This window comes from Mesorhizobium sp. M8A.F.Ca.ET.181.01.1.1, from assembly GCF_004792025.1.
Taxonomy (GTDB): Bacteria; Pseudomonadota; Alphaproteobacteria; order Rhizobiales; family Rhizobiaceae; genus Mesorhizobium.
The window spans coordinates 402,758-421,038 of the sequence record NZ_SRTV01000001.1; the positions used below are offsets into that span (position 1 = coordinate 402,758).

At 65.7% G+C, this 18,281-nt stretch carries 16 protein-coding genes; 14 read left to right on the forward strand and 2 right to left on the reverse strand.

The genetic code is table 11. The annotated features are described in order from the left end of the window. The first annotated feature begins 1 nt into the window (after position 1). The 7 genes from EN824_RS01945 (at position 2) to EN824_RS01975 (ending at position 7,619) form a co-directional block, all read left to right on the forward strand. Positions 2-1,297, forward strand: coding sequence for an HlyD family type I secretion periplasmic adaptor subunit (locus EN824_RS01945; RefSeq protein ID WP_245520842.1), 1,296 nt, complete (start codon positions 2-4; stop codon positions 1,295-1,297). 165 nt (positions 1,298-1,462) lie between these two features. Further along, positions 1,463-2,149 carry an aspartyl/asparaginyl beta-hydroxylase domain-containing protein gene (locus EN824_RS01950; RefSeq protein WP_127279631.1) on the forward strand — a complete coding sequence of 229 codons (687 nt, stop codon included), beginning with the start codon at positions 1,463-1,465 and terminating at the stop codon, positions 2,147-2,149. A 179-nt stretch (positions 2,150-2,328) separates the two neighbouring features. After that, positions 2,329-3,459 carry an ROK family transcriptional regulator gene (locus EN824_RS01955; protein ID WP_127279632.1) on the forward strand — a complete coding sequence of 377 codons (1,131 nt, stop codon included), beginning with the start codon at positions 2,329-2,331 and terminating at the stop codon, positions 3,457-3,459. Next, positions 3,456-4,259 carry an ABC transporter permease gene (locus EN824_RS01960; protein WP_135931799.1) on the forward strand — a complete coding sequence of 268 codons (804 nt, stop codon included), beginning with the start codon at positions 3,456-3,458 and terminating at the stop codon, positions 4,257-4,259. The genes EN824_RS01955 and EN824_RS01960 overlap by 4 nt, the downstream gene beginning before the upstream one ends. 11 nt (positions 4,260-4,270) lie before the next feature. Then, positions 4,271-5,029 carry an ABC transporter ATP-binding protein gene (locus EN824_RS01965; RefSeq protein ID WP_189343732.1) on the forward strand — a complete coding sequence of 253 codons (759 nt, stop codon included), beginning with the start codon at positions 4,271-4,273 and terminating at the stop codon, positions 5,027-5,029. Between the two features lie 40 nt (positions 5,030-5,069). Then, positions 5,070-6,044 (forward strand): aliphatic sulfonate ABC transporter substrate-binding protein, encoded by a 975-nt coding sequence (locus EN824_RS01970; RefSeq protein WP_245520931.1) that lies wholly within the window; start codon positions 5,070-5,072, stop codon positions 6,042-6,044. A 78-nt stretch (positions 6,045-6,122) separates the two neighbouring features. Then, positions 6,123-7,619 carry a sulfatase gene (locus EN824_RS01975; RefSeq protein ID WP_135931800.1) on the forward strand — a complete coding sequence of 499 codons (1,497 nt, stop codon included), beginning with the start codon at positions 6,123-6,125 and terminating at the stop codon, positions 7,617-7,619. 34 nt (positions 7,620-7,653) lie between these two features. On the opposite strand, the gene EN824_RS01980 is transcribed toward EN824_RS01975, so the two are convergent. After that, the gene (locus EN824_RS01980) at positions 7,654-8,196 is read right to left on the reverse strand and encodes a DUF6428 family protein (protein ID WP_135931801.1); all 543 of its coding nucleotides are present in this window, start codon (positions 8,194-8,196) and stop codon (positions 7,654-7,656) included. 42 nt (positions 8,197-8,238) lie between these two features. Here EN824_RS01980 and EN824_RS01985 point away from each other — a divergent pair, with 42 nt between their 5' ends. From EN824_RS01985 to EN824_RS02015, 7 genes are all read left to right on the forward strand, one after another. Continuing rightward, positions 8,239-8,592, forward strand: coding sequence for a metalloregulator ArsR/SmtB family transcription factor (locus EN824_RS01985; protein ID WP_135931802.1), 354 nt, complete (start codon positions 8,239-8,241; stop codon positions 8,590-8,592). After that, complete coding sequence (locus EN824_RS01990) at positions 8,589-9,296, forward strand: MIP/aquaporin family protein (protein WP_135931803.1); 708 nt, start codon at positions 8,589-8,591, stop codon at positions 9,294-9,296. The genes EN824_RS01985 and EN824_RS01990 overlap by 4 nt, the downstream gene beginning before the upstream one ends. Further along, on the forward strand, positions 9,293-9,706 hold the full coding sequence (arsC, locus tag EN824_RS01995; protein ID WP_135931804.1) for an arsenate reductase (glutaredoxin): 414 nt from the start codon (positions 9,293-9,295) through the stop codon (positions 9,704-9,706). The genes EN824_RS01990 and arsC overlap by 4 nt, the downstream gene beginning before the upstream one ends. Next, positions 9,693-10,925 (forward strand): arsenite efflux MFS transporter ArsK, encoded by a 1,233-nt coding sequence (gene arsK, locus EN824_RS02000; protein ID WP_135931805.1) that lies wholly within the window; start codon positions 9,693-9,695, stop codon positions 10,923-10,925. The genes arsC and arsK overlap by 14 nt, the downstream gene beginning before the upstream one ends. Before the next feature lie 143 nt (positions 10,926-11,068). Beyond that, positions 11,069-11,950 carry a DMT family transporter gene (locus EN824_RS02005; RefSeq protein ID WP_135931806.1) on the forward strand — a complete coding sequence of 294 codons (882 nt, stop codon included), beginning with the start codon at positions 11,069-11,071 and terminating at the stop codon, positions 11,948-11,950. A 98-nt stretch (positions 11,951-12,048) separates the two neighbouring features. Continuing rightward, on the forward strand, positions 12,049-13,434 hold the full coding sequence (locus EN824_RS02010; protein ID WP_135931807.1) for a nodulation protein NfeD: 1,386 nt from the start codon (positions 12,049-12,051) through the stop codon (positions 13,432-13,434). Continuing rightward, positions 13,431-14,186, forward strand: a complete 756-nt coding sequence (locus tag EN824_RS02015) for a slipin family protein (protein ID WP_127278988.1) — start codon at positions 13,431-13,433, stop codon at positions 14,184-14,186. Before EN824_RS02010 ends, EN824_RS02015 begins: the two co-directional genes overlap by 4 nt. 95 nt (positions 14,187-14,281) lie before the next feature. On the opposite strand, the gene EN824_RS02020 is transcribed toward EN824_RS02015, so the two are convergent. Further along, positions 14,282-18,091 (reverse strand): autotransporter domain-containing protein, encoded by a 3,810-nt coding sequence (locus EN824_RS02020; RefSeq protein WP_135931808.1) that lies wholly within the window; start codon positions 18,089-18,091, stop codon positions 14,282-14,284. Between the last annotated feature and the right edge of the window lie 190 nt (positions 18,092-18,281).

The window sequence follows — 18,281 nt, forward strand, 5'->3', positions numbered from 1 at the left end:
GATGCCGAGTTCCTCCCACCAGTCCATTCAACGCTACATGCGCTGGGGCCTCGTCGCGGTCGCGGTGCTGGTCGGCGGCGTCGGCGGCTGGGCCTCGCTGACCCGCATTTCGGGAGCGGTCATCGCGTCGGGGGTCCTCGTCGTGGATTCCCACGTCAAGGACGTACAGCATTCGACCGGCGGCATCGTCGGCGAGATCGCGGCGCGTGACGGCGACCGTGTCAAGCGCGGGGCGCTGCTCGTGCGCCTCGATCCCACCGTGCCGGCGGCCAACCTCGCCGTCGTCACCAAGGCCCTCGATCAGTTGTCGGCACGCGAGGCGCGCCTCGAAGCGGAGCGCCGGGGTACCGATGCCATCGCCTTCCCCAGGGATATTCTCGATCGTCGCGGTGATGCGGCGATCGCGGAGATCATCGCCGGCGAGGAACAGGTCTTCGAGACAAGGCGTGCGGATCGTTCCGGCCGGAAGGGCCAGTTGCAGGAGCGCATCCTGCAGCTGCAGAAAGAGATTGGCGGGGACACGGCCCAGGCGGAAGCCAAGTCGCAAGAAATCGCGCTTGTCGAGGAGGAACTGGCCAGCATACGCGCGCTGTGGAAGAAGCGGCTGATCTCGATCGACCGCCTGACCGCCATGGAGCGCGAGTCGGCGCGGCTCGATGGCGAGCGCGGCCAGTTGACGGCGGCGCTGGCGCAGGCCCAGGGCAAGATCGCCGAGATCAATTTGCAGATCCTCCAGATCGACCTCGAACTCAGCACCGACGTCAACAAGGATTTGCGCGAGATCGACGGCAAGGTCGGCGAACTGACGGAGCGCAAGATCGCCGCCGAGGACCAGCTCAGGCGCATCGACATCCGCGCGCCGCAGGACGGCATCGTGCAGCAATCCATCGCCCACACCGTCGGCGGCGTCATCACCCCTGGCCAGACGATCATGCAGATCGTGCCCGACAGCGACAGCCTGACGGTCGAGGCCAAGATCGCGCCGAGCGACATCGACCAGCTGTGGGTCGGCCAGCCGGCGGCGCTGCGCTTCTCGGCCTTCAACCAGCGCACCACGCCGCAGATCAACGGGACGGTCGAACGAACCTCGCCGGACACGACGACCGACCAGCGCACCGGCATCAGCTACTACACTGTCCGCATCGCGACGACGAACTCGGAGATCGCGCGCCTCGGCGAGGTCAAGCTGGTTCCGGGCATGCCGGTCGAATCCTTCATCAAGACCGCCGACCGAACCGTGATCTCCTACCTCGTCAAACCGCTGCAGGATCAGCTCAACCGCGCCTTCAGGGAATGAGCGGGACATCTGGGATCGTTCGATCCGGTTGACGAATTGCCTCGGATTGCCGGGTGGCCGGCACAGGACCTGGCCCATGGCTGTCCGGGTAGTTCACGACGCGATGACCAAAATGTGCAACCCGAACCATCGGCTGTCCGTTTATGGTGTCATCGAGGCTATGCGATGTCCCGCGTCTACGATCTTGCATCCAATGGGGTCCGGCGTGTCTATGAAAGGCGCATAGACGCGCCGGCTATCCTCGATGCCGCCACCGATTTTCCGAACGCGGCGAAATTCATCGCCGCCTGGCGCGGCATACGCGACGAAGCGCTCGCGGTGCGGCTGGGCGGGGCGCCGCGCTTCCACGACATCATGCCGGAGCAGGCCGAGATCTCGGCCAATGACGGCCTCGACTGGCGCATGTTCGTGCTCAAGGCCTACGACATCGGGGTTCCCGAAAACCTGGCGCGGATGCCGGTTCTGAGCCAGTTACTCGCCGAGTGTCCCGAAGTCAAATCGGCGGCCATCTCGTTCCTGGCGCCGCGCAAGCACATTCCCAGCCATCGCGGACCGTTTCGCGGCATCATGCGCTTTCATCTCGGCCTGGTCATTCCGCGGCAGACCGATGGCCGCCCCGCGACCATCATGATGATCAATCATCAGGAGAAGCGGATCACGGATGGCGAAGGCATGCTGTGGGACGACACCTTCCCGCACGAAGTGATGAACAACGCCGACGAGGCGCGCATTGCGCTGTTGCTCGACGTCTGGCGTCCGGGAATGCCGCTGGACATGGAAATCCTGTCCCGGCTCATCGTGCGCGGCGTGCAGGCGGGGATGCGCCACAGGGGCGTGTCCTTCTCCGGCTGAACCCTGTCCCTTTGTTTTAAGCAATTCCCAAGGGAGGGCGCTAGGTGCTCGCTCTTCTGATTTGCTTTGATCGCGTGACGACGATCAGCCGACGCGGCGCGGCCGTTCGCGCGGTGGTGGCCGTGTCCTTGACAGCCTTAATTAATTTATTAACATTAGAAAATAATAGGGAGGAAAAGATGGGCGTCCATCACGGAGCAATCCTGCGCATCCTGCGCGACGACGGTCCGCAGTCGCGTGCCGAACTGGCGCGGCGGACCGCGCTCTCGCCGACCGCACTGACCCATCTGACGGCGCATCTGCTCAGGGAAGGGACGGTCGTCGAGCTCAACCAGGCCGCCGCCGGCGACGCACCCGTCGGCCGGCCGGCCATCGGCGTCGCGCTGGTGCCGGATGCCCTGTCGGTGGTTGGCGTGCACATCGGCGCCGGCACCATCCATGCCACGATCACCGACCTCAAGGCTTCCTCGAAAGCCATGGCCTCGCAGTATTTCGACACCGCCACCAGCGAACCGGCCGCGGTGATCGGCATGGTGGTGCGGACCGTCGAGCAACTGATCCGCAAGACAGGCGTCGAGCGGTCTCGGCTGATCGGCCTCGGGCTCGGCGTGCCTGGCCCGGTGGACACCAAGCGGCGGCGCAATTTGCAGTCGGTCAATTACGACTGGAAGGACGTGCCCTTCGCCGACGAACTCGAGACGGCCCTCGGCATACCCGCCGTGGTCGAGCACAATGTCAGCGCCATGGCGCTGGCGGAGTCGCGCTACGGCATCGGCCGCGACGCCACCGCGCTGCTCTACATCTACCTGCGCACCGGCCTCGGCGCCGGGCTGGTGATCAACGGCATGCCATTCCGCCCCGGCGGCTATGGGGCCGTCGAACTCGGCCATGTCCAGGTGGTAGAGAATGGCGAGCGCTGCGCCTGCGGCAACAGAGGCTGCCTGGAGACGTTCCTGTCCGAACGGGCGCTGGCCCGCGACGCGCATATCGAGGCGCCGCATCCCAAGCGGCTGCTGGCCGAGTTGGAGAAATATCCCGAGCCCTGGAACGCGGCACTCAGGCACCTGACGACAGCGATCGCGACCGCGACCAACCTGCTCAATCCGGACCTGATCGTTTTTGGCGGCCATCTCGCCGAAGCGCCGGAAAGCTTCATCGACCATATCCGCGAGGGCGTTCCGCCCCGCGTGCTGCCGCCGATGCGCGATGTGCTGCGCATCGAGCGGTCGAGCCTCGGCCCCGGCGCTGGCGCCATCGGCGCGTCGGCCGCGGCGCTCGACCACTTCTTTTATTCGGGGGTTTCGCGATGAGCGAGACAGCCAAGACGACACGCCCAGGCGGTACGCCGCCGGAAGGGCAAGGCATCGACTATCCCGCCCTCGCGCTCAATCTCGTCGGGGTCGTCGCCGGTGTCGCCATCTGGTGGGCGCTTACGGCGGGCGGCGCGGTCGGCCTGCCGCCGCCGCCGCAGGTGGCGGCGCGGTTCGGCGATGTCATCGCCAGCGGGCAGCTTGCCACCGATATCGCCTCCAGCCTGGCGCGGGTGCTGACCGGCTTCCTGCTCGGCGTCATCCTCGCGATCCCGGTCGGCTTCGTCATGGGCTGGTACAAGGTCGCCCGTTCGCTGATCGAGCCCTATCTGCAGTTCTTCCGCATGATCCCGCCGCTCGCCATCATTCCGCTGGCGATCGTCACCATGGGCATCGACGAGACGCCAAAAATCTTCGTCATCTTCCTGGCATCGTTCCTGGCCAGCGTCGTCGCCACCTATCAGGGCGTCATCAGCGTCGACAAGACGATGATCAACGCCGCGCGGGTGCTTGGCGCGAAAGACATGACGATCTTCCTGCGCGTCATCATCCCGGCGTCGACGCCGTTCATCCTGGTCGGGGTACGCATCGGGCTTGGATCGGCCTGGGCGACGCTGGTCGCCGCCGAACTGATCGCCGCGCAGTCCGGGCTCGGCTTCCGTATGCAGCAGGCGCAGCTTTATTACGACCTGCCGACCATCTTCGTCAGCCTGATCACCATCGGCCTGCTCGGCCTTGCCATGGATCGCATCCTCCTGGTGATCGAGCGCCGGCTCACCGTCTGGCAGGAGCGCGTGTGATGGCTTCCAGGATCGTTCCAAAGATCGTGTTCGACAAGGTCACCCGCCGTTTCGACCTGAGCGACAACAGCTTCATCGCGCTCGACCGGCTGTCGCTCGACATCGCCGACGGCGAGTTCGTCACCGTCGTCGGCCCCTCCGGCTGCGGCAAGTCGACGGCGCTCAACATCGCCGCCGGCCTGTTGCGGCCGAGCGAGGGCAGCGTGCTGGTCGACGGCAAGGCTGTCGAAGGGCCGGGGCCGGAGCGCGGCATGATCTTCCAGCAATACGCGCTCTTTCCCTGGCTGACCGTTCGCCAGAACGTCGAGTTCGGGCTGCGCATCAAGGGCGAGGAGGCTTCGCGCCGCAGGCAGATCGCCGAGCGTTTCATCGACCTCGTGGGCCTCGGCGACTTCGCCGACGCGCTGCCAAAGACGCTGTCCGGCGGCATGAAGCAGCGCTGCGCCATCGCGCGCGCCTATGCGGTGGACCCGTCCATTCTTTTGATGGACGAGCCGTTCGGCGCGCTCGACGCGCTGACCCGCGTGCAGCTTCAGGACCAGTTGCTCGACACCTGGAGCCGCGAGCGGCGCACGGTGATGTTCATCACCCATGATGTCGACGAGGCCGTCTACCTTGCCAACCGCGTCATCGTCATGGCGGCGCGGCCCGGCCGGCTGAAAGAGATCATCGACGTTCCGCTGCCTTATCCCAGGACCGAGGAAATCCGGCTTTCGGCCGAATTCATGACCATCCGCAACCGCGTCTGGCAAGCGGTGTACCACCAGTAGCGGCGAAGCCGTTTAGCACCAGTAACAGGAGGAGAGTAGCGTGACACTGACAAGACGGAATTTCATGGCATCCTCGGCGGCGCTGGCCGCGTTCGCCGCCTCTGGCATCAAGGCCAGGGCAGCGGGGACGCCGGCGCGCATCGGCTATAATGGCGACTTCTGGGGCGCGAGCATCTCCGGCGTGGCCGCCGATCAAGGTTTCTATGCCAAGCACGGCGTCGACGCCGATATCAAGGTCTTCACCAACGGGCCGATCCAGGTGCAGGCGCTGGGCGCCAACAGCCTCGAGTTCGGCTATCTCGGGCCAGGCGCGCTGTGGCTGCCGGCGACCGGCAAGGCCAAGATCATCGCCGTCAACGATGTCGGCTTTTCCGACCGGGTGATCGCCCAGGCCGGCATCAAGTCGATCGCCGAGCTCAAGGGCAAGAAGGTGGCGATCGCGGCCGGCACGTCAGGCGACATGCTGCTGCGGCTGGCGCTGCGCAAGGCCAACATGGCGATGACCGACCTCGACATCGTGCAGATGGACCCGAGCACCATCGTGGCGGCCTTCGCCTCCAAGCAGGTCGACGCGGCCGGCATCTGGTATCCGTTCGTCGGCATCATCAAGACCCGGGTTCCCGACCTGGTGGAACTGGCCAAGAACGACGATTTCTACCCGCAGACCACGTTCCCGAGCGTCTTCATTGCCCGCAACGACCTGGTCGAGGGCAATCCCGATCTCGTCAGGAACGTGGTTCGCGCCATCAAGGACGCGCAGGATTTCCGCGCCGCCAACCAGGACAAGGCGATCGAGATCACCTCGAAACTGCTTGGCATTCCGGCCGAACAATTGAAGACCGAGGCCGGCTACGGGCGTTTCATGACCTCGGCCGAGCTCACCAAGCTCACCAAGGACGGCAGCGTGACCGGCTGGTTCGCGACGATGAACGATCTGTTCAAGACCTTCGGCAAGCTCGACACCTCGCTCGACCCGAAGGACTACTATCTCGGCGATCAATATATTTCGGCCTGATGCCGGCTCTTGAACACCGCGAGCCCCGGTAATCAGCCGGGGCCTGCCTTTGACATCCATAGAAGCGGCGAGTCCTTCATGAACGTTCTCTATATCGACATCGACAGCCTGAGGCGCGACCATCTCGGTTGCTACGGCTATCATCGCAACACCTCTCCCGTCATCGACAGCCTCGCCCGCGACGGCATCCGCTTCGAGAACGTCTATGTCTCCGACGTGCCCTGTCATCCGTCGCGCACGGCGCTGTGGAGCGGCCGCCACGGCATGCGCACCGGCGTGGTCGGCCATGGCGGCACCGCCTGCGAGCCGTTCCGCGAGGGCGCCGGGCGGGCCTGGGCCGGCACCTTCTACGAGGAGGGCTGGATGCGGGCGCTGCGCGATCTCGGCTACCACACGACGACGATCAGCAGTTTTGGCGAGCGGCATGGCTGCTGGCACTGGTATGCCGGCTTCAACGAGATCATCAATCCGGGCAAGGCCGGCATGGAGAATGCCGACGAGGTGTCGGGCCTGGCGCTCGACTGGCTGAAGCGCAATGGCTCGGCAAAAAAATGGTTCCTGCATGTCAATGTCTGGGATCCGCACACGCCCTATCGTGCGCCGGACTCGTTCGGCGATCCGTTCGCCGACCAGCCTTTGCCGGAGTGGATGACGAAAGAGGTGTTCGAGAAGAGCCATGCCGGCTACGGTCCGCACAGCCCGCAGGAGCCCTCCGGCTTCGACGTAACACCGGGCGGATCGAAATACCCGCGCATGCCGTCGCCGATCGACGACATGGGCAAGGTCAAGGCGTGGTTCGACGGCTATGACACCGGCGTGCTCTATGCCGATCACCATGTAGGTCTCATCATCGAGGAGCTGAAGCGGCAGAACCTGTTCGACGACACGATCATCGTCATCGGCGCCGACCATGGCGAGAATCTCGGCGAGCTCAATGTCTGGGGCGACCACCAGACGGCGGACGAGTTCACCTGCAACGTGCCTCTGGTCATCCGCTGGCCCGGCGCTAAGGACATGCGCGGCGTCAATGCCGGCCTGCACTATCATTTCGATTGGGCCGCGACACTGATCGACCGGCTTGGCGGCAGCGTGCCGGCGCTGTGGGACGGGCAATCCTTCGCGACCGCGCTTGCCGCCGGCGAGGAGGGTGGCCGCGATTTCCTGGTGCTGAGCCAGGGCGCGTGGGCCGTGCAGCGCGGCGTGCGGTTCCGGCTCGACGGCGCCGACTGGCTGATGCTGCGCACCTATCATGACGGCTACAAGGACTTTGGGCCCGTCAGCCTGTTCAACCTCAGCGAGGATCCGCACGAGCAGCATGACCTTTCCAGCACCCGGGGCGACGTGGTCGATCACGCCAGCCGCCTGCTCGAGGACTGGCGCACCACGATGGCCAGGAGAAGCGACAGCGATGTCGATCCGCTGGTGACGGTGATCAGGGAGGGCGGGCCATTCCATTGCCTTGGCGAGTTGCCAGGCTACCTCGAAAGGCTGCGCCGGACCGGCCGCGCGGCGGCCGCGTCCGAACTCGAGCAGCGACACCCGGCACCGCCGCCACGCCGCCAGTCCCTGAACTGAGGGACGAAGCCTTCCTCGCTTGGTTGTGGGCGACTTATCGGCAGCAAGGCTGCGCCGAAGCGGAAGGCCCGCAACAGGCCTTGGCTTTTCTCTCTTCCTCGAGCCAACGGTCGCGCGGCTTGCAGCTTGCCGGCCGGGGCGAAAGGTCGACATGCACCGCGCCGCCGACGAGCCGGGGAAGGGCGGCCCGATACAGGGCGATCGGGCGCACGCCGTCGCTGACCTCGAAGGTCAGCCGGGCGGAAGGGTCGAGATCGACATGCTCCGTCACCTTGCGGATGATCGCCGAGAATTTTCCGGCCGGCATATGCGTGCGGTCCTCGTCGACGTCCCAGAGCTGGACGAAGATCTCGGCCCAGGATTCGGGATTGGCGCCGCAGTCCAGCGCGGCGAATGTGCCGGCCTTTACCTCGGTGACGTGGTAGCCGGGCTTCACCGGCCGGCCATCATGGAAAAACACCAGCTGCCTGTCCTTGTGGCTGGCGAGAAACGCCAGCAGGCCAGCGATGGTGATGTCCTCGGGATCACCGGCGATGGCGGGGGTGGGTTCAAATTCCCGATTGTCAGAGGTGAGCATGTGCGGTAATCCTCGTTTCAACATTTCTAGGATTGTTGAAATATGGATGAACGTCAAGCTATGTCCGCATTCGCAGCCCTTTCGCAAGAAACACGACTGCGCATTCTGCGGCATCTGGTGATCGCGGGTCCGGATGGTATTGCCGCAGGCGCCATCGCCGAGAAGGTCGAGGTCTCGGCCTCGAATGTGAGCTTCCACCTGAAGGAGCTCGAACGGGCAGGGCTGGTAAGCGTGCGCCGTGATTCCCGCTCCATGGTCTATAGCGCCGAGTATGAAGCGCTGAGCGGGCTGATCCGCTTCCTGATGGAGGATTGCTGCTCCGGAAGGCCGGAAATCTGCGCGCCGGCACTGGCGCCGGGCTGCTGTGCGGCCGATGCGCAAGAGGCGGCCCAATGACAGTCGAGCGCCAGTTCGACCTGCCGCGCCGTCTGGTCGCGGAAAGCCTTGGCACGGCGCTGCTGGTGGCTACGGTTGTCGGTTCAGGGATCATGGCGCGGTCGCTGACGGCCGACGGCGCACTGGCGCTTCTCTGCAACACGCTGCCAACCGGTGCGAGCCTCGTCGTGCTGATCACAATCCTCGGCCCAATATCCGGTGCCCATTTCAATCCGGCCGTGTCGCTCGCCCTGACGTTTTCGCGCCGGCTGTCGGCCGGCGACTGCCCCTGGTATATGCTGGCCCAGCTTACCGGTGGCATTGTCGGCACGGTGATCGCGCATCTGATGTTCGGCTTGGCGCCGCTGGCGCTGTCGACGCATGGCCGCACCGGCGCCGCGCAATGGCTTTCGGAGGGCGTCGCGACCTTCGGCCTGCTCGCCGTCATCCTGGCCGGCTTGCGCTTCGAACGCGCGGCCGTGCCCTGGCTGGTCGGCCTCTATATCACGGCTGCTTACTGGTTCACCGCATCGACGTCCTTTGCCAATCCCGCGGTCGCGGTGGCGAGGGCGTTCACCGACACGTATTCGGGAATCAGCCCGGCAAGCCTTCCCGGCTTCATCGCCGCCGAGGTCGCCGGCGCCGGCTTCGCGCTGGCGCTGATGACGTGGCTGCTGCAGCCGCAATCCGAAATCCAACCTCTTGCCGTCGAGGCCGCGCCATGACCGTCATCGTCTACCACAATCCCGACTGCGGCACCTCGCGCAACACGCTTGCCATGATCAGGACGAGCGGCGAGGAGCCGGTGGTCATCGAATATCTGGAACATCCGCCCAGCCGGGACCGCCTGCGCCAGCTTATCGCCGCCATGGGAATTCCGCTGCGCGCCTTGCTGCGCGAAAAGGGCACTCCCTATGCCGAGCTTGGCCTGGCTGATCCCAAATGGAGCGACGAGCAGCTGCTCGATGCCATGCTGAGGCATCCGATCCTGATCAACCGGCCGATCGTCGAGACGCCAAAGGGGACGCGGCTGTGCCGGCCGTCCGAGCTTGTGCTCGACCTGCTTGACCATCCGGTGACCCACTTCACCAAGGAAGATGGCCAGGTGGTGACCGGTGACCGTGGCATCAAGTAATCGGGGCCTTTCCGAGCTCGATGCCTCGGAACGCGCGCCGATAGCCGCGATTGCCGCCCTTGGGGTCACCCAGATCATCGGCTACGGCACGCTCTATTACAGCTTCAGCATCCTCGCCGCCGACATGGCCAGGGATTTGGGATGGCCAACCGAATGGATTTTCGGCGCGCTTTCGGCCGCCTTGCTGATCGGTGGCCTGACCGCGCCCTGGCTGGGGCGCTGGATCGACCGCTTCGGCGCCGGAAAAATCATGACCGCCGGCTCGATGCTGGCAGCGGCGGCACTCGCCGGCTGCGCCAGTGCTCCCACCGCCGTGGCCTTCGTGGCGGCGCTGATCGTCCTCGAAGTGGCATCGAACCTGGTGCAGTACGGCGCCGCCTTCGCGCTGCTGGTGCAGATCAGGCCGCATGCCGCGCAACGCAGCATTACCTACCTCACCCTCATTGCCGGCTTCGCATCGACCGTGTTCTGGCCGATCACGTCGGCCTTGCACGCGCATATGCCGTGGCAGGGCGTCTATCTTGTCTTCGCCGGCCTGAACCTGCTTGTCTGCCTGCCGCTGCACGCCTGGCTCTCGCATGGGCTGGCCAAGGGCAGGCGGTCGGCAAGCGCGCAGCCACGCCATATCAAGGGATCGCTGCCCGCCACGTCGCGGCCGCTCGGCCTTGCGCTGATGGTCATCGCCTTCTCGCTGCAGAACCTGATCGCCGCCGCCGTGCTGGTGCACATGGTGCCGCTGCTTTCCGGGCTTGGCCTCGGGGCAACCGCCGCCATCGTCGGAACGCTGTTCGGGCCGTCGCAAGTCTTGAGCCGTTTCATCAACATGGTCTTCGGCGGCAAGCTGTCGCCATTGATGCTCGCCATCATCTCGGCCAGCCTGATGACAATCGGTGTGGTCGTGCTGGACGGCACCGCGCCTTCCATCGCCGGCGCGATGGCGTTCGCCGTCATCTTCGGCATGGGCAACGGGCTTTTCAGCATCGTCACCGGCTCGCTGCCGCTCACATTGTTCGGCAGCGATGGCTACGGCCGCCTGCAGGGCCGGGTGATGTCGGCCCGGCTGATCGTCTCGGCCGTCGCGCCTTTTGCCTTGTCGGTCGCCATGGTGAATATCGGCATCGCCTGGTCGCTCGGGGCGATGGCGCTTCTGGGCGGTGCCGCGCTGATTGTACTGGCGGCGATCAGCAGATTGCCGAACGCGCGCGGCGACCGGGTGTGACGTCCGACGCGTTGCCCGCCGGTTCATGCCATCTGGCCGTGCCCCCATCGAGGCATCCGCGCTGCCTCACGACAGGCGGGCCGGTTCGCTCTATCTCCCATGCGGCCGGCCTTCGCGCCTGCCGGCATGGAGGATGAACCAAAGTGACATCAATGCCGGTTGCCAGCCGCGAGGCAGCACCCTTGCCGGTCGCGGCGCTGATGGGTGCCATGGTGTCGATCCAGATCGGCGCCACCTTCGCCAAGACGCTGTTCCCGGTGATCGGCGCGCAAGGCACGACGACGCTCAGGCTCGTCATCGGCGCCCTGATGCTGATCGCGGTGCTGCGGCCCTGGCAGATGCGGCCCTCGCGCGCCACGCTGCCGTGGCTCGTCGCCTATGGCGTGACGCTCTGCGCGCTCAACCTTCTGTTCTACGCAGCGCTCGCCAGGATCCCGCTCGGCGTCGCCGTGGCGCTGGAGTTTTCCGGTCCGCTGCTGGTGGCGACGCTGACCTCGCGGCGTGCCAGCGACTTTGCCTGGATCGCGCTGGCGGTCGCCGGCATCGTGCTTTTGTCGCCCTTCGTCCACTCGCTGCAGCCGCTTGACCCGGTGGGCGTGATGCTGGCGCTGGCCGCCGGCGGTTTCTGGGCGCTCTATATCGTGCTGGCGCAGAAGGCAGGCGCGGAGCTCGGCACCCGCACCACCGCCTATGGCATGGCCATCGCCGCCGTGCTGGTGCTGCCCTTCGGCATAGCCGAGGCGGGAAGCGGCCTGCTCGCGCCGTCGATCCTGGTCAGCGCGGTGCTCGTCGGCCTGTTCTCCAGCGCGCTGCCGTTCTTCCTCGAGATGGTGGCGCTGACCCGCATGCCGGCCCGCATCTACGGCACGCTGACCTGCCTGGAGCCGGGGCTCGGCGCGCTCGCCGGGTTTCTGTTCCTGCGGGAAAGCCTGACCATGCCGCAACTTGCCGGCATCGCCGCCGTGATCGTGGCCGCCGCCGGCACGGCGCTGACCTCGAAGCCGCCGGTGCCTTCACCGGAGTAAGGGAAGGCCGTCTCTTCGGCCGTCGCCGATCTGCGACGTCGGCTCCTTCATGGACTTCGCAAAAATACAACCCATATTGAGTCCATGGAGCTTTGAGCGTGACCTTCGCGCGGGTGGCCCTTCTTGCTGCGGCCTTCGTCGTCGCGGCTGTTCTTTGTCCCTTCTCCTCAGCCGGGAGCGAAAGGGTGGCCCTAAGCGTCGCCATTGACGGCGCCATCGGGCCGGCAAGCAGCAGGCAGCTCAAGGAAGCGCTCGATGCCGCGGCCAGGCGGGATGCCGCAGTCCTCATCCTGCAGCTCGACACGCCGGGCGGGCTGGTCACCTCGATGCGCGAGATGATCGCCGATATCCTGGCGTCGCCGGTGCCTGTCATCGGCTATGTCGCGCCGGCCGGCGGCCATGCGGCGAGCGCCGGCACCTATATCCTCTACGCCACCCATGTCGCTGCCATGGCGCCCGGCACCAATCTGGGCGCGGCGACGCCGGTGGAGATTGGCGGGCTGCCGTCGCTTCCGGGCGGCGACAAGAGCGACCAGAAGGGCGAGGGCGACCAGAAGGACGCCAACGGCCGGCCGGCGGGCGACGCGATGATGGCCAAGGTGACCAATGACGCGGTCGCCCTGATCCGCTCGCTGGCGGAACTGCGCGGCCGCAACGGCGACTGGGGCGAGAAGGCCGTGCGCGAGGCGGCGAGCCTGTCGGCCAATGCGGCATTGCAGGAACATGTGATCGATTTCGTCGCCCGCGACACCACCGAGCTCTTGCTGCTGGCCGATGGGCGCACCGTCGATGTGGCCGGCAAGAAAGTGGTGCTGGCGACGAAGGGGCTGCCGGTCGAGACGCTGAAGCCGGGCTGGTTCATCCAGCTGCTTTCCGTCATCACCGATCCGAACACCGCCGTCATCCTGATGTTGGTCGGCGTCTACGGCATCGTCTTCGAGTTCACCAGCCCGGGGGCCGTGGCGCCCGGCGTCGTCGGCACCATCTGCCTCGTGCTCGGCCTCTATGCGCTCGATCTCCTGCCGATCAACTATACCGGCCTTGCCCTGATGCTGCTCGGCGTCGTTTTCCTCATCATCGAGGCCTTCAATCCCACCGTCGTGCTCGGGCTCGGCGGCGTGGCCGCCTTTCTGTTCGGTGCCGCCATGCTGCTGCGGGTCGAGGGGCCGGGCTTTGCCTTGTCATGGGCGATCATCGGTCCCGCCGCCGCGCTGACGCTTGGATTGGCGCTGCTGAGCGGCACCTATCTCTGGGCGGCGCGCCGAAACCCGCCGCGCGTCGGCGGCGAAGCGATGCGCGGCCAGCCGGCCGAGATCCTCGACTGGCAGGGCGGCGAGGGCCATGTGCTGGCCTTGGGCGAGCGCTGGCGGGCGAAGGCCGATGAACCCGTCGCGGCCGGCGACAGCGTCGAGGTGACCGACATCAGCGACCTCGTGCTGACCGTGCGGCGGCGCGACGCGGGAAGGAATGGAGCAAGGCAATGAACATCGGCTATGTGGCCTACCTGCTGCTTGCGGTTCTTGTGGTTATCTTCCTGTCCGCGGCGATCCGCATCCTGCGGGAATATCAGCGCGGCGTGGTCTTCACGCTCGGCCGCTTCACCGGGGTCAAGGGGCCGGGCCTCATCATCCTCGTTCCCTTCGTCCAGCAGATGGTGAAGGTCGACCTGCGCGTGGTGGTGCAGGACGTGCCGCCGCAGGACGTGATTTCGCGCGACAATGTCTCGGTAAAGGTCAACGCCGTGCTTTATTTCCGCATCGTCGACGCCGAGCGGGCGGTCATCCAGGTCGAGGACTACATGGCCGCCACCAACCAGCTGGCGCAGACCACGCTGCGATCGGTGCTCGGCAAGCACGAGCTCGACGAGATGCTGGCCGAGCGCGACAGGCTCAACAGCGACATCCAGGAGATCCTCGACCAGCGCACCGATGCGTGGGGCATCAAGGTGTCCAATGTCGAGATCAAGCATGTCGACCTCAACGAGAACATGGTCCGCGCCATCGCCAAGCAGGCCGAGGCCGAGCGGCTGCGGCGCGCCAAGGTGATCAATGCCGAAGGCGAGCAGCAGGCGGCGGCGAAACTGGTCGAGGCGGGCCGCATGCTGGCGGCCGAGCCGCAGGCCATGCAGCTGCGCTATTTCGAGGCCTTGCACGATATCGCCGGTGAGCGCTCGTCCACCGTCGTGTTCCCGCTGCCGGTGGATTTGCTCAGCCAGTTCCTGAAGCAGGGGAAATAGAGGAGAGCCAGAATCGGAACTGCCAATCTCGGTCTCGTGCGGGAGATTCCCCGTCTTCGCCCTTGCTGCCGCCAAATTGTCTGACCTCCTCGTTGTCAGAACCTGACGCTGAGATCTGCCTTGGCGCCGTTGTCGGCATTGTGGCCACCGAACTGGCCGACATAGGACAGGCCGAGCGTGGCATTGGTCGACATTTGCAAGTCGAAGCCGGCCTCGATCACCGCGCTGTCGCTGGCGACAGGCACGCCGGCGATGGCAAAAGCATCGCCGCCGGCGAAGGCGAAGGTCGAGGTCGGCGTGACGTCGCCAAAGGCGTGGCGCCATCCGAGCGTGCCGCGCGCGGTCGCGCTGATGCCGCCGAGCGCGACGTCGGTCGAGGCGCGCAGCCCGAGCGTGGTGAAGGTGGCATTGGTGGTTGAGCTGGCGCTGGTCAGCGCGGCGGCGCCACCTTGCTCGGTGAAGCCGTCAGCATGCACACTGACATAAGCGAGATTGGCGAAGGGCTCGAACTTGAAGCGGCCGACACCAGCCTTGTAAGCGAGTTCGCCGAACACCTGCGCCGTGCCGGCGTCATAGTCAGCCGACAATTGGTCGGCGAAGCCGTTGAAGGCCACCGAGCGTTTTGTCGAGATGCTGTGCCAGCTGTAGGCGGCGCCGGTGCGGAAGGCTATGGCGCCCCAATTGGTGCCGCCGTAGAGTCCGAGATGATAGTTGTCGCTGGCGCCGCTGGAATGGCGGTCGTCGGCGTCGAAGGACGAATGGCTGTAGCCGCCGATGATGCCGACGCGCCAGTCGCCGATCGGGCTGTCGGCGCCGACCAGGAGGCCGCCGGTCGAGCGATCGAAGTTGGCTGCATTGCCGTCGCTGCCGGTTTGACCCCAGGAGCCGAAGGCCTGGCCCCAGACGGCGAAGCGGTCGGTGTCGGCGGCCACCATCCCGGGCCCGCCCTCGCCATAGGCCATGACCGGCAATGCGGCTGCGCCGGCATCGCCGAAGGCTGCGCTGATTCGCTTGGTGGCGGCGTCGCGGATGAAACGGCTGTCTTCCAGCAACATTCCCTTGGCCGAGGCGTGGATTTCGCCCGAGAGCTGGTCGAAGGCGTCCTGGGCGGCTGCCTCACTCGGCAAGGCAAAGATGGCATCAAAGAGCGGATTGCCGCTGCCAAGGCTTTCGGCGCCGCCGCCGGTTGCGATCTGGTTGGGCGTCAGGCCGACCGAGGCGAAGGACTTCGCCTGCACCACATCGAGATAGACATGCGTGGGGTCGTAATTGGCGATAAGGCCAATGAAGGGGCCGGCCCCGCTGAGCGTGTAGGTGCCGGTGACGCCCGCATCGGCTTGCAGCACGGTGTAATGCGTGCCCGGCACATAAGGCGCGGCGTCCGTCTTGACGACATCGAGGACCGTGCCGTCGGCGATCGTCGCCGTGCCCGTCGCCAGGATGAGGTCCGACTGGCCGGTCGAGGTGAGTTCGACCTGGTAGATCGAGCCCGCCGCCTGGTCGATGTCGCCCGCGACATTGAGCGTGCCGATCGAATTGCCCGGTGCGATGACGCCGCCTGATTGTGCGACGATGCCGCCAACCGTGCCGTTGCCACCTAGCATTCCGCCCGTGATCGTCACCAGCGAACTGGCCAGCGAACCGTTCACGGCCAGCCGTCCGCCGTTCACATTGGTTGCACCGGTGAAGCCGCTCGAATTGGCGGTCAGGTTCGTCGTGCCGGCAATCTGGTCGATCGAGCCCGCGCCGCCGATCGCCGATGCGAAGGTGTAGCTTGTGTCGGTGTGGTTGAAGTTGATCGCACCCGCGCCTTGTCCGAACTGAACGCTCGCCGCATTGAGCGCGCCGGCCGCCGCCGCTGGCGATCCGCTCGCTGCACCGATATTCAGCGTGCCGACGGAGCCCGCCAGAAGGGCGATGTTGACCACGCCGCCGGCCGACACCACGCCGCCATTCGCGATCGTCAGTGAGCCTGTGCCACTACCTCCAATGTTGAGATCACCGCTACTGGTCCACGTCGAGCCGGAGCCGCTGACGTTGGCGGTACCGATGGATCCGCCATTAAAGCCCAAATAGCCATCGGCATTGGCGACCGTGCCGCCGTTCGAGACGATCAATGAACCGGTCCCGCGCTGACCGACAATAAGGAGGCTGCTGCTCGTCCAGGTTGAGCCCGCGCCGCTGACCATTGCCGAACCCGTCGATCCGACATCAAAACCCAGATAACCAGCAGCGTCGGTGACCATGCCGCCGTTTGAAATCGCCAGCGTGCCGGCGCCGTAACCGCCGAGAACGAGGGAAGAACTGTTTGTCCAGGTCGCGCCGACGCCATCAACAAACGCCATGCCCGTCGAGCCCACCTTCGCGCCAATAATCGCAGAGCCGTTGCTGACCGCGCCATGCGAGATCGCCAGCGTGCCGGTGCCATAATCGCCGACAAACAGATCCGCGCTGTTGGTCCAGGTCGAGCCGGCGTTGTCGACAATCACCGTGCCGGTCGAGCCCGCCTGCGAGCCAATGACGCCAGTACCGCTGCTGACCGTGCTGCCATGCGAGATCACCAGTGTGCCCGTGCCGGCACTTCCGACGAACAGGTCTGCGTTCGTCCAGGTCGAACCGGCACCGTCGACGAAAACCATGCCGGTCGAGCCTGCCGAGTTGCCGACATAGGCGGTGTCGTTGCTGATGGCGCCGCCATTGGTGATCGTCACGTTGCCGGCGCCGAGATTGCCGACATACAGATCCGCGCTGTTGGTCCAGGTCGAGCCGGGACCATCGACGAAGACGGTACCTGTCGAGCCCGCGAAGTCGCCGACATAGCCCAAGGCGTTGCTGACCGCGCCGCCATTCGAGACCGTTAGCGAGCCCTGGCCTTGGAAGCCGATGAAGAGGTCGGAAGTGTTGGTCCAGGTCGAGTCAGCACCATTGACCGTCACCAGGCCCTTGGAGCCCACGTCATAGCCGGCATATCCCACCGAACTGGTGACCACGCCGCCATTCGTGATCGTCAGCGCGCCGAAGCCCGCGTTCCCGACCGCGAGCGCTGCGTTCGCCCAGGTCGAGCCAACACCGTCGACAGTTGCCGTGCCAATGGAGCCCGCCAAATTGCCCAGAATGCCGCTCAGATTGCTGACCTTGCCGCCTTTCGAAATGTTCAGCGCACCAGTGCCCTGATCGCCGACGAACAGGTGGGAAGAATTCGTCCATATCGAACCCGCTCCGTCGACCGTCACCGCGCCGTTGGAGCCCGCGTGCCAACCGATGGTGCCCATGGCATTGCTGACCGCTCCGCCATTGGTGATGTCCAGCGTGCCGGTGCCAAATTCGGCGATGTAGAGATCCCCACTGTTGGTCCATGTCGAGCCCGGGCCGTCCACCGTTACGGTGCCGGTGCCCAGGCCGTAGCCGACATGACCCACGGTGTCGCTCACAGCGCCGCCGCTGGAGATCTTCAAGGTGCCAGTGCTGCCGGTGCTCAAGGCAAGGAAAAGATCGGAGCTGTTGCTCCAGACGGAGCCCGGGCCAGTGACGCTCACGGTGCCGCTCGCGTTCGAAACGTAGCCGAGATAGCCGGCAGTGTCGGAGAGGGTGCCGCCGTTCGTAATCGTCAGCGAGCCCGAGTAACTCGCAATGGTGCCCACAAACAGATAGTGGGCCGCCGCACTCGCCGCATCGACCACGGCCGGGTGCGGAAACACCGGATCGAGAATCACGTCGTCGCTCGATGTCGGGACAGCGGCGGGGTTCCAGTTTCCGGCGGCGAACCAGTTCGTGGAGGTGGCGCCGGTCCAGACCTCGGCTGCCGATGCAGGGATCGGTCGGCCAAGGCTGACCAGCGCAGTCGAGGCCAGCGCCAGGCATTTCAACGCGTTAGCCTTGCGGCCTCCAAATGCATTCCGCGGCATTTAACCCCCTGACATGACAGTCGTTTCACCCTGAAGGCTGACATGTCATTGGAGCCCGGCCTTGTCTTGGGCAGGGCGGCACTGGAATTGGACTGGAGCGAAAAGCAGCGTCTTTTGCGCGCACTGTGGCAGTTCGGCGTCATCAGTCGCGCAGGCGCTGCGGATTCGGCCTCGCACGGGCTGATATCGG

Bases quoted from the DNA above. Each gene is read 5' to 3' on its own strand.
- EN824_RS01985 (WP_135931802.1), top strand. From the start codon at position 8,239: ATGGATGAACGTCAAGCTATGTCCGCATTCGCAGCCCTTTCGCAAGAA.
- EN824_RS02015 (WP_127278988.1), top strand. From the start codon at position 13,431: ATGAACATCGGCTATGTGGCCTACCTGCTGCTTGCGGTTCTTGTGGTT.
- EN824_RS01980 (WP_135931801.1), bottom strand. From the start codon at position 8,196: ATGCTCACCTCTGACAATCGGGAATTTGAACCCACCCCCGCCATCGCC.
- EN824_RS01960 (WP_135931799.1), top strand. From the start codon at position 3,456: ATGAGCGAGACAGCCAAGACGACACGCCCAGGCGGTACGCCGCCGGAA.
- arsC (WP_135931804.1), top strand. From the start codon at position 9,293: ATGACCGTCATCGTCTACCACAATCCCGACTGCGGCACCTCGCGCAAC.
- EN824_RS01955 (WP_127279632.1), top strand. From the start codon at position 2,329: ATGGGCGTCCATCACGGAGCAATCCTGCGCATCCTGCGCGACGACGGT.
- EN824_RS01990 (WP_135931803.1), top strand. From the start codon at position 8,589: ATGACAGTCGAGCGCCAGTTCGACCTGCCGCGCCGTCTGGTCGCGGAA.
- EN824_RS01945 (WP_245520842.1), top strand. From the start codon at position 2: ATGCCGAGTTCCTCCCACCAGTCCATTCAACGCTACATGCGCTGGGGC.
- EN824_RS01975 (WP_135931800.1), top strand. From the start codon at position 6,123: ATGAACGTTCTCTATATCGACATCGACAGCCTGAGGCGCGACCATCTC.
- EN824_RS01950 (WP_127279631.1), top strand. From the start codon at position 1,463: ATGTCCCGCGTCTACGATCTTGCATCCAATGGGGTCCGGCGTGTCTAT.
- EN824_RS02020 (WP_135931808.1), bottom strand. From the start codon at position 18,091: ATGCCGCGGAATGCATTTGGAGGCCGCAAGGCTAACGCGTTGAAATGC.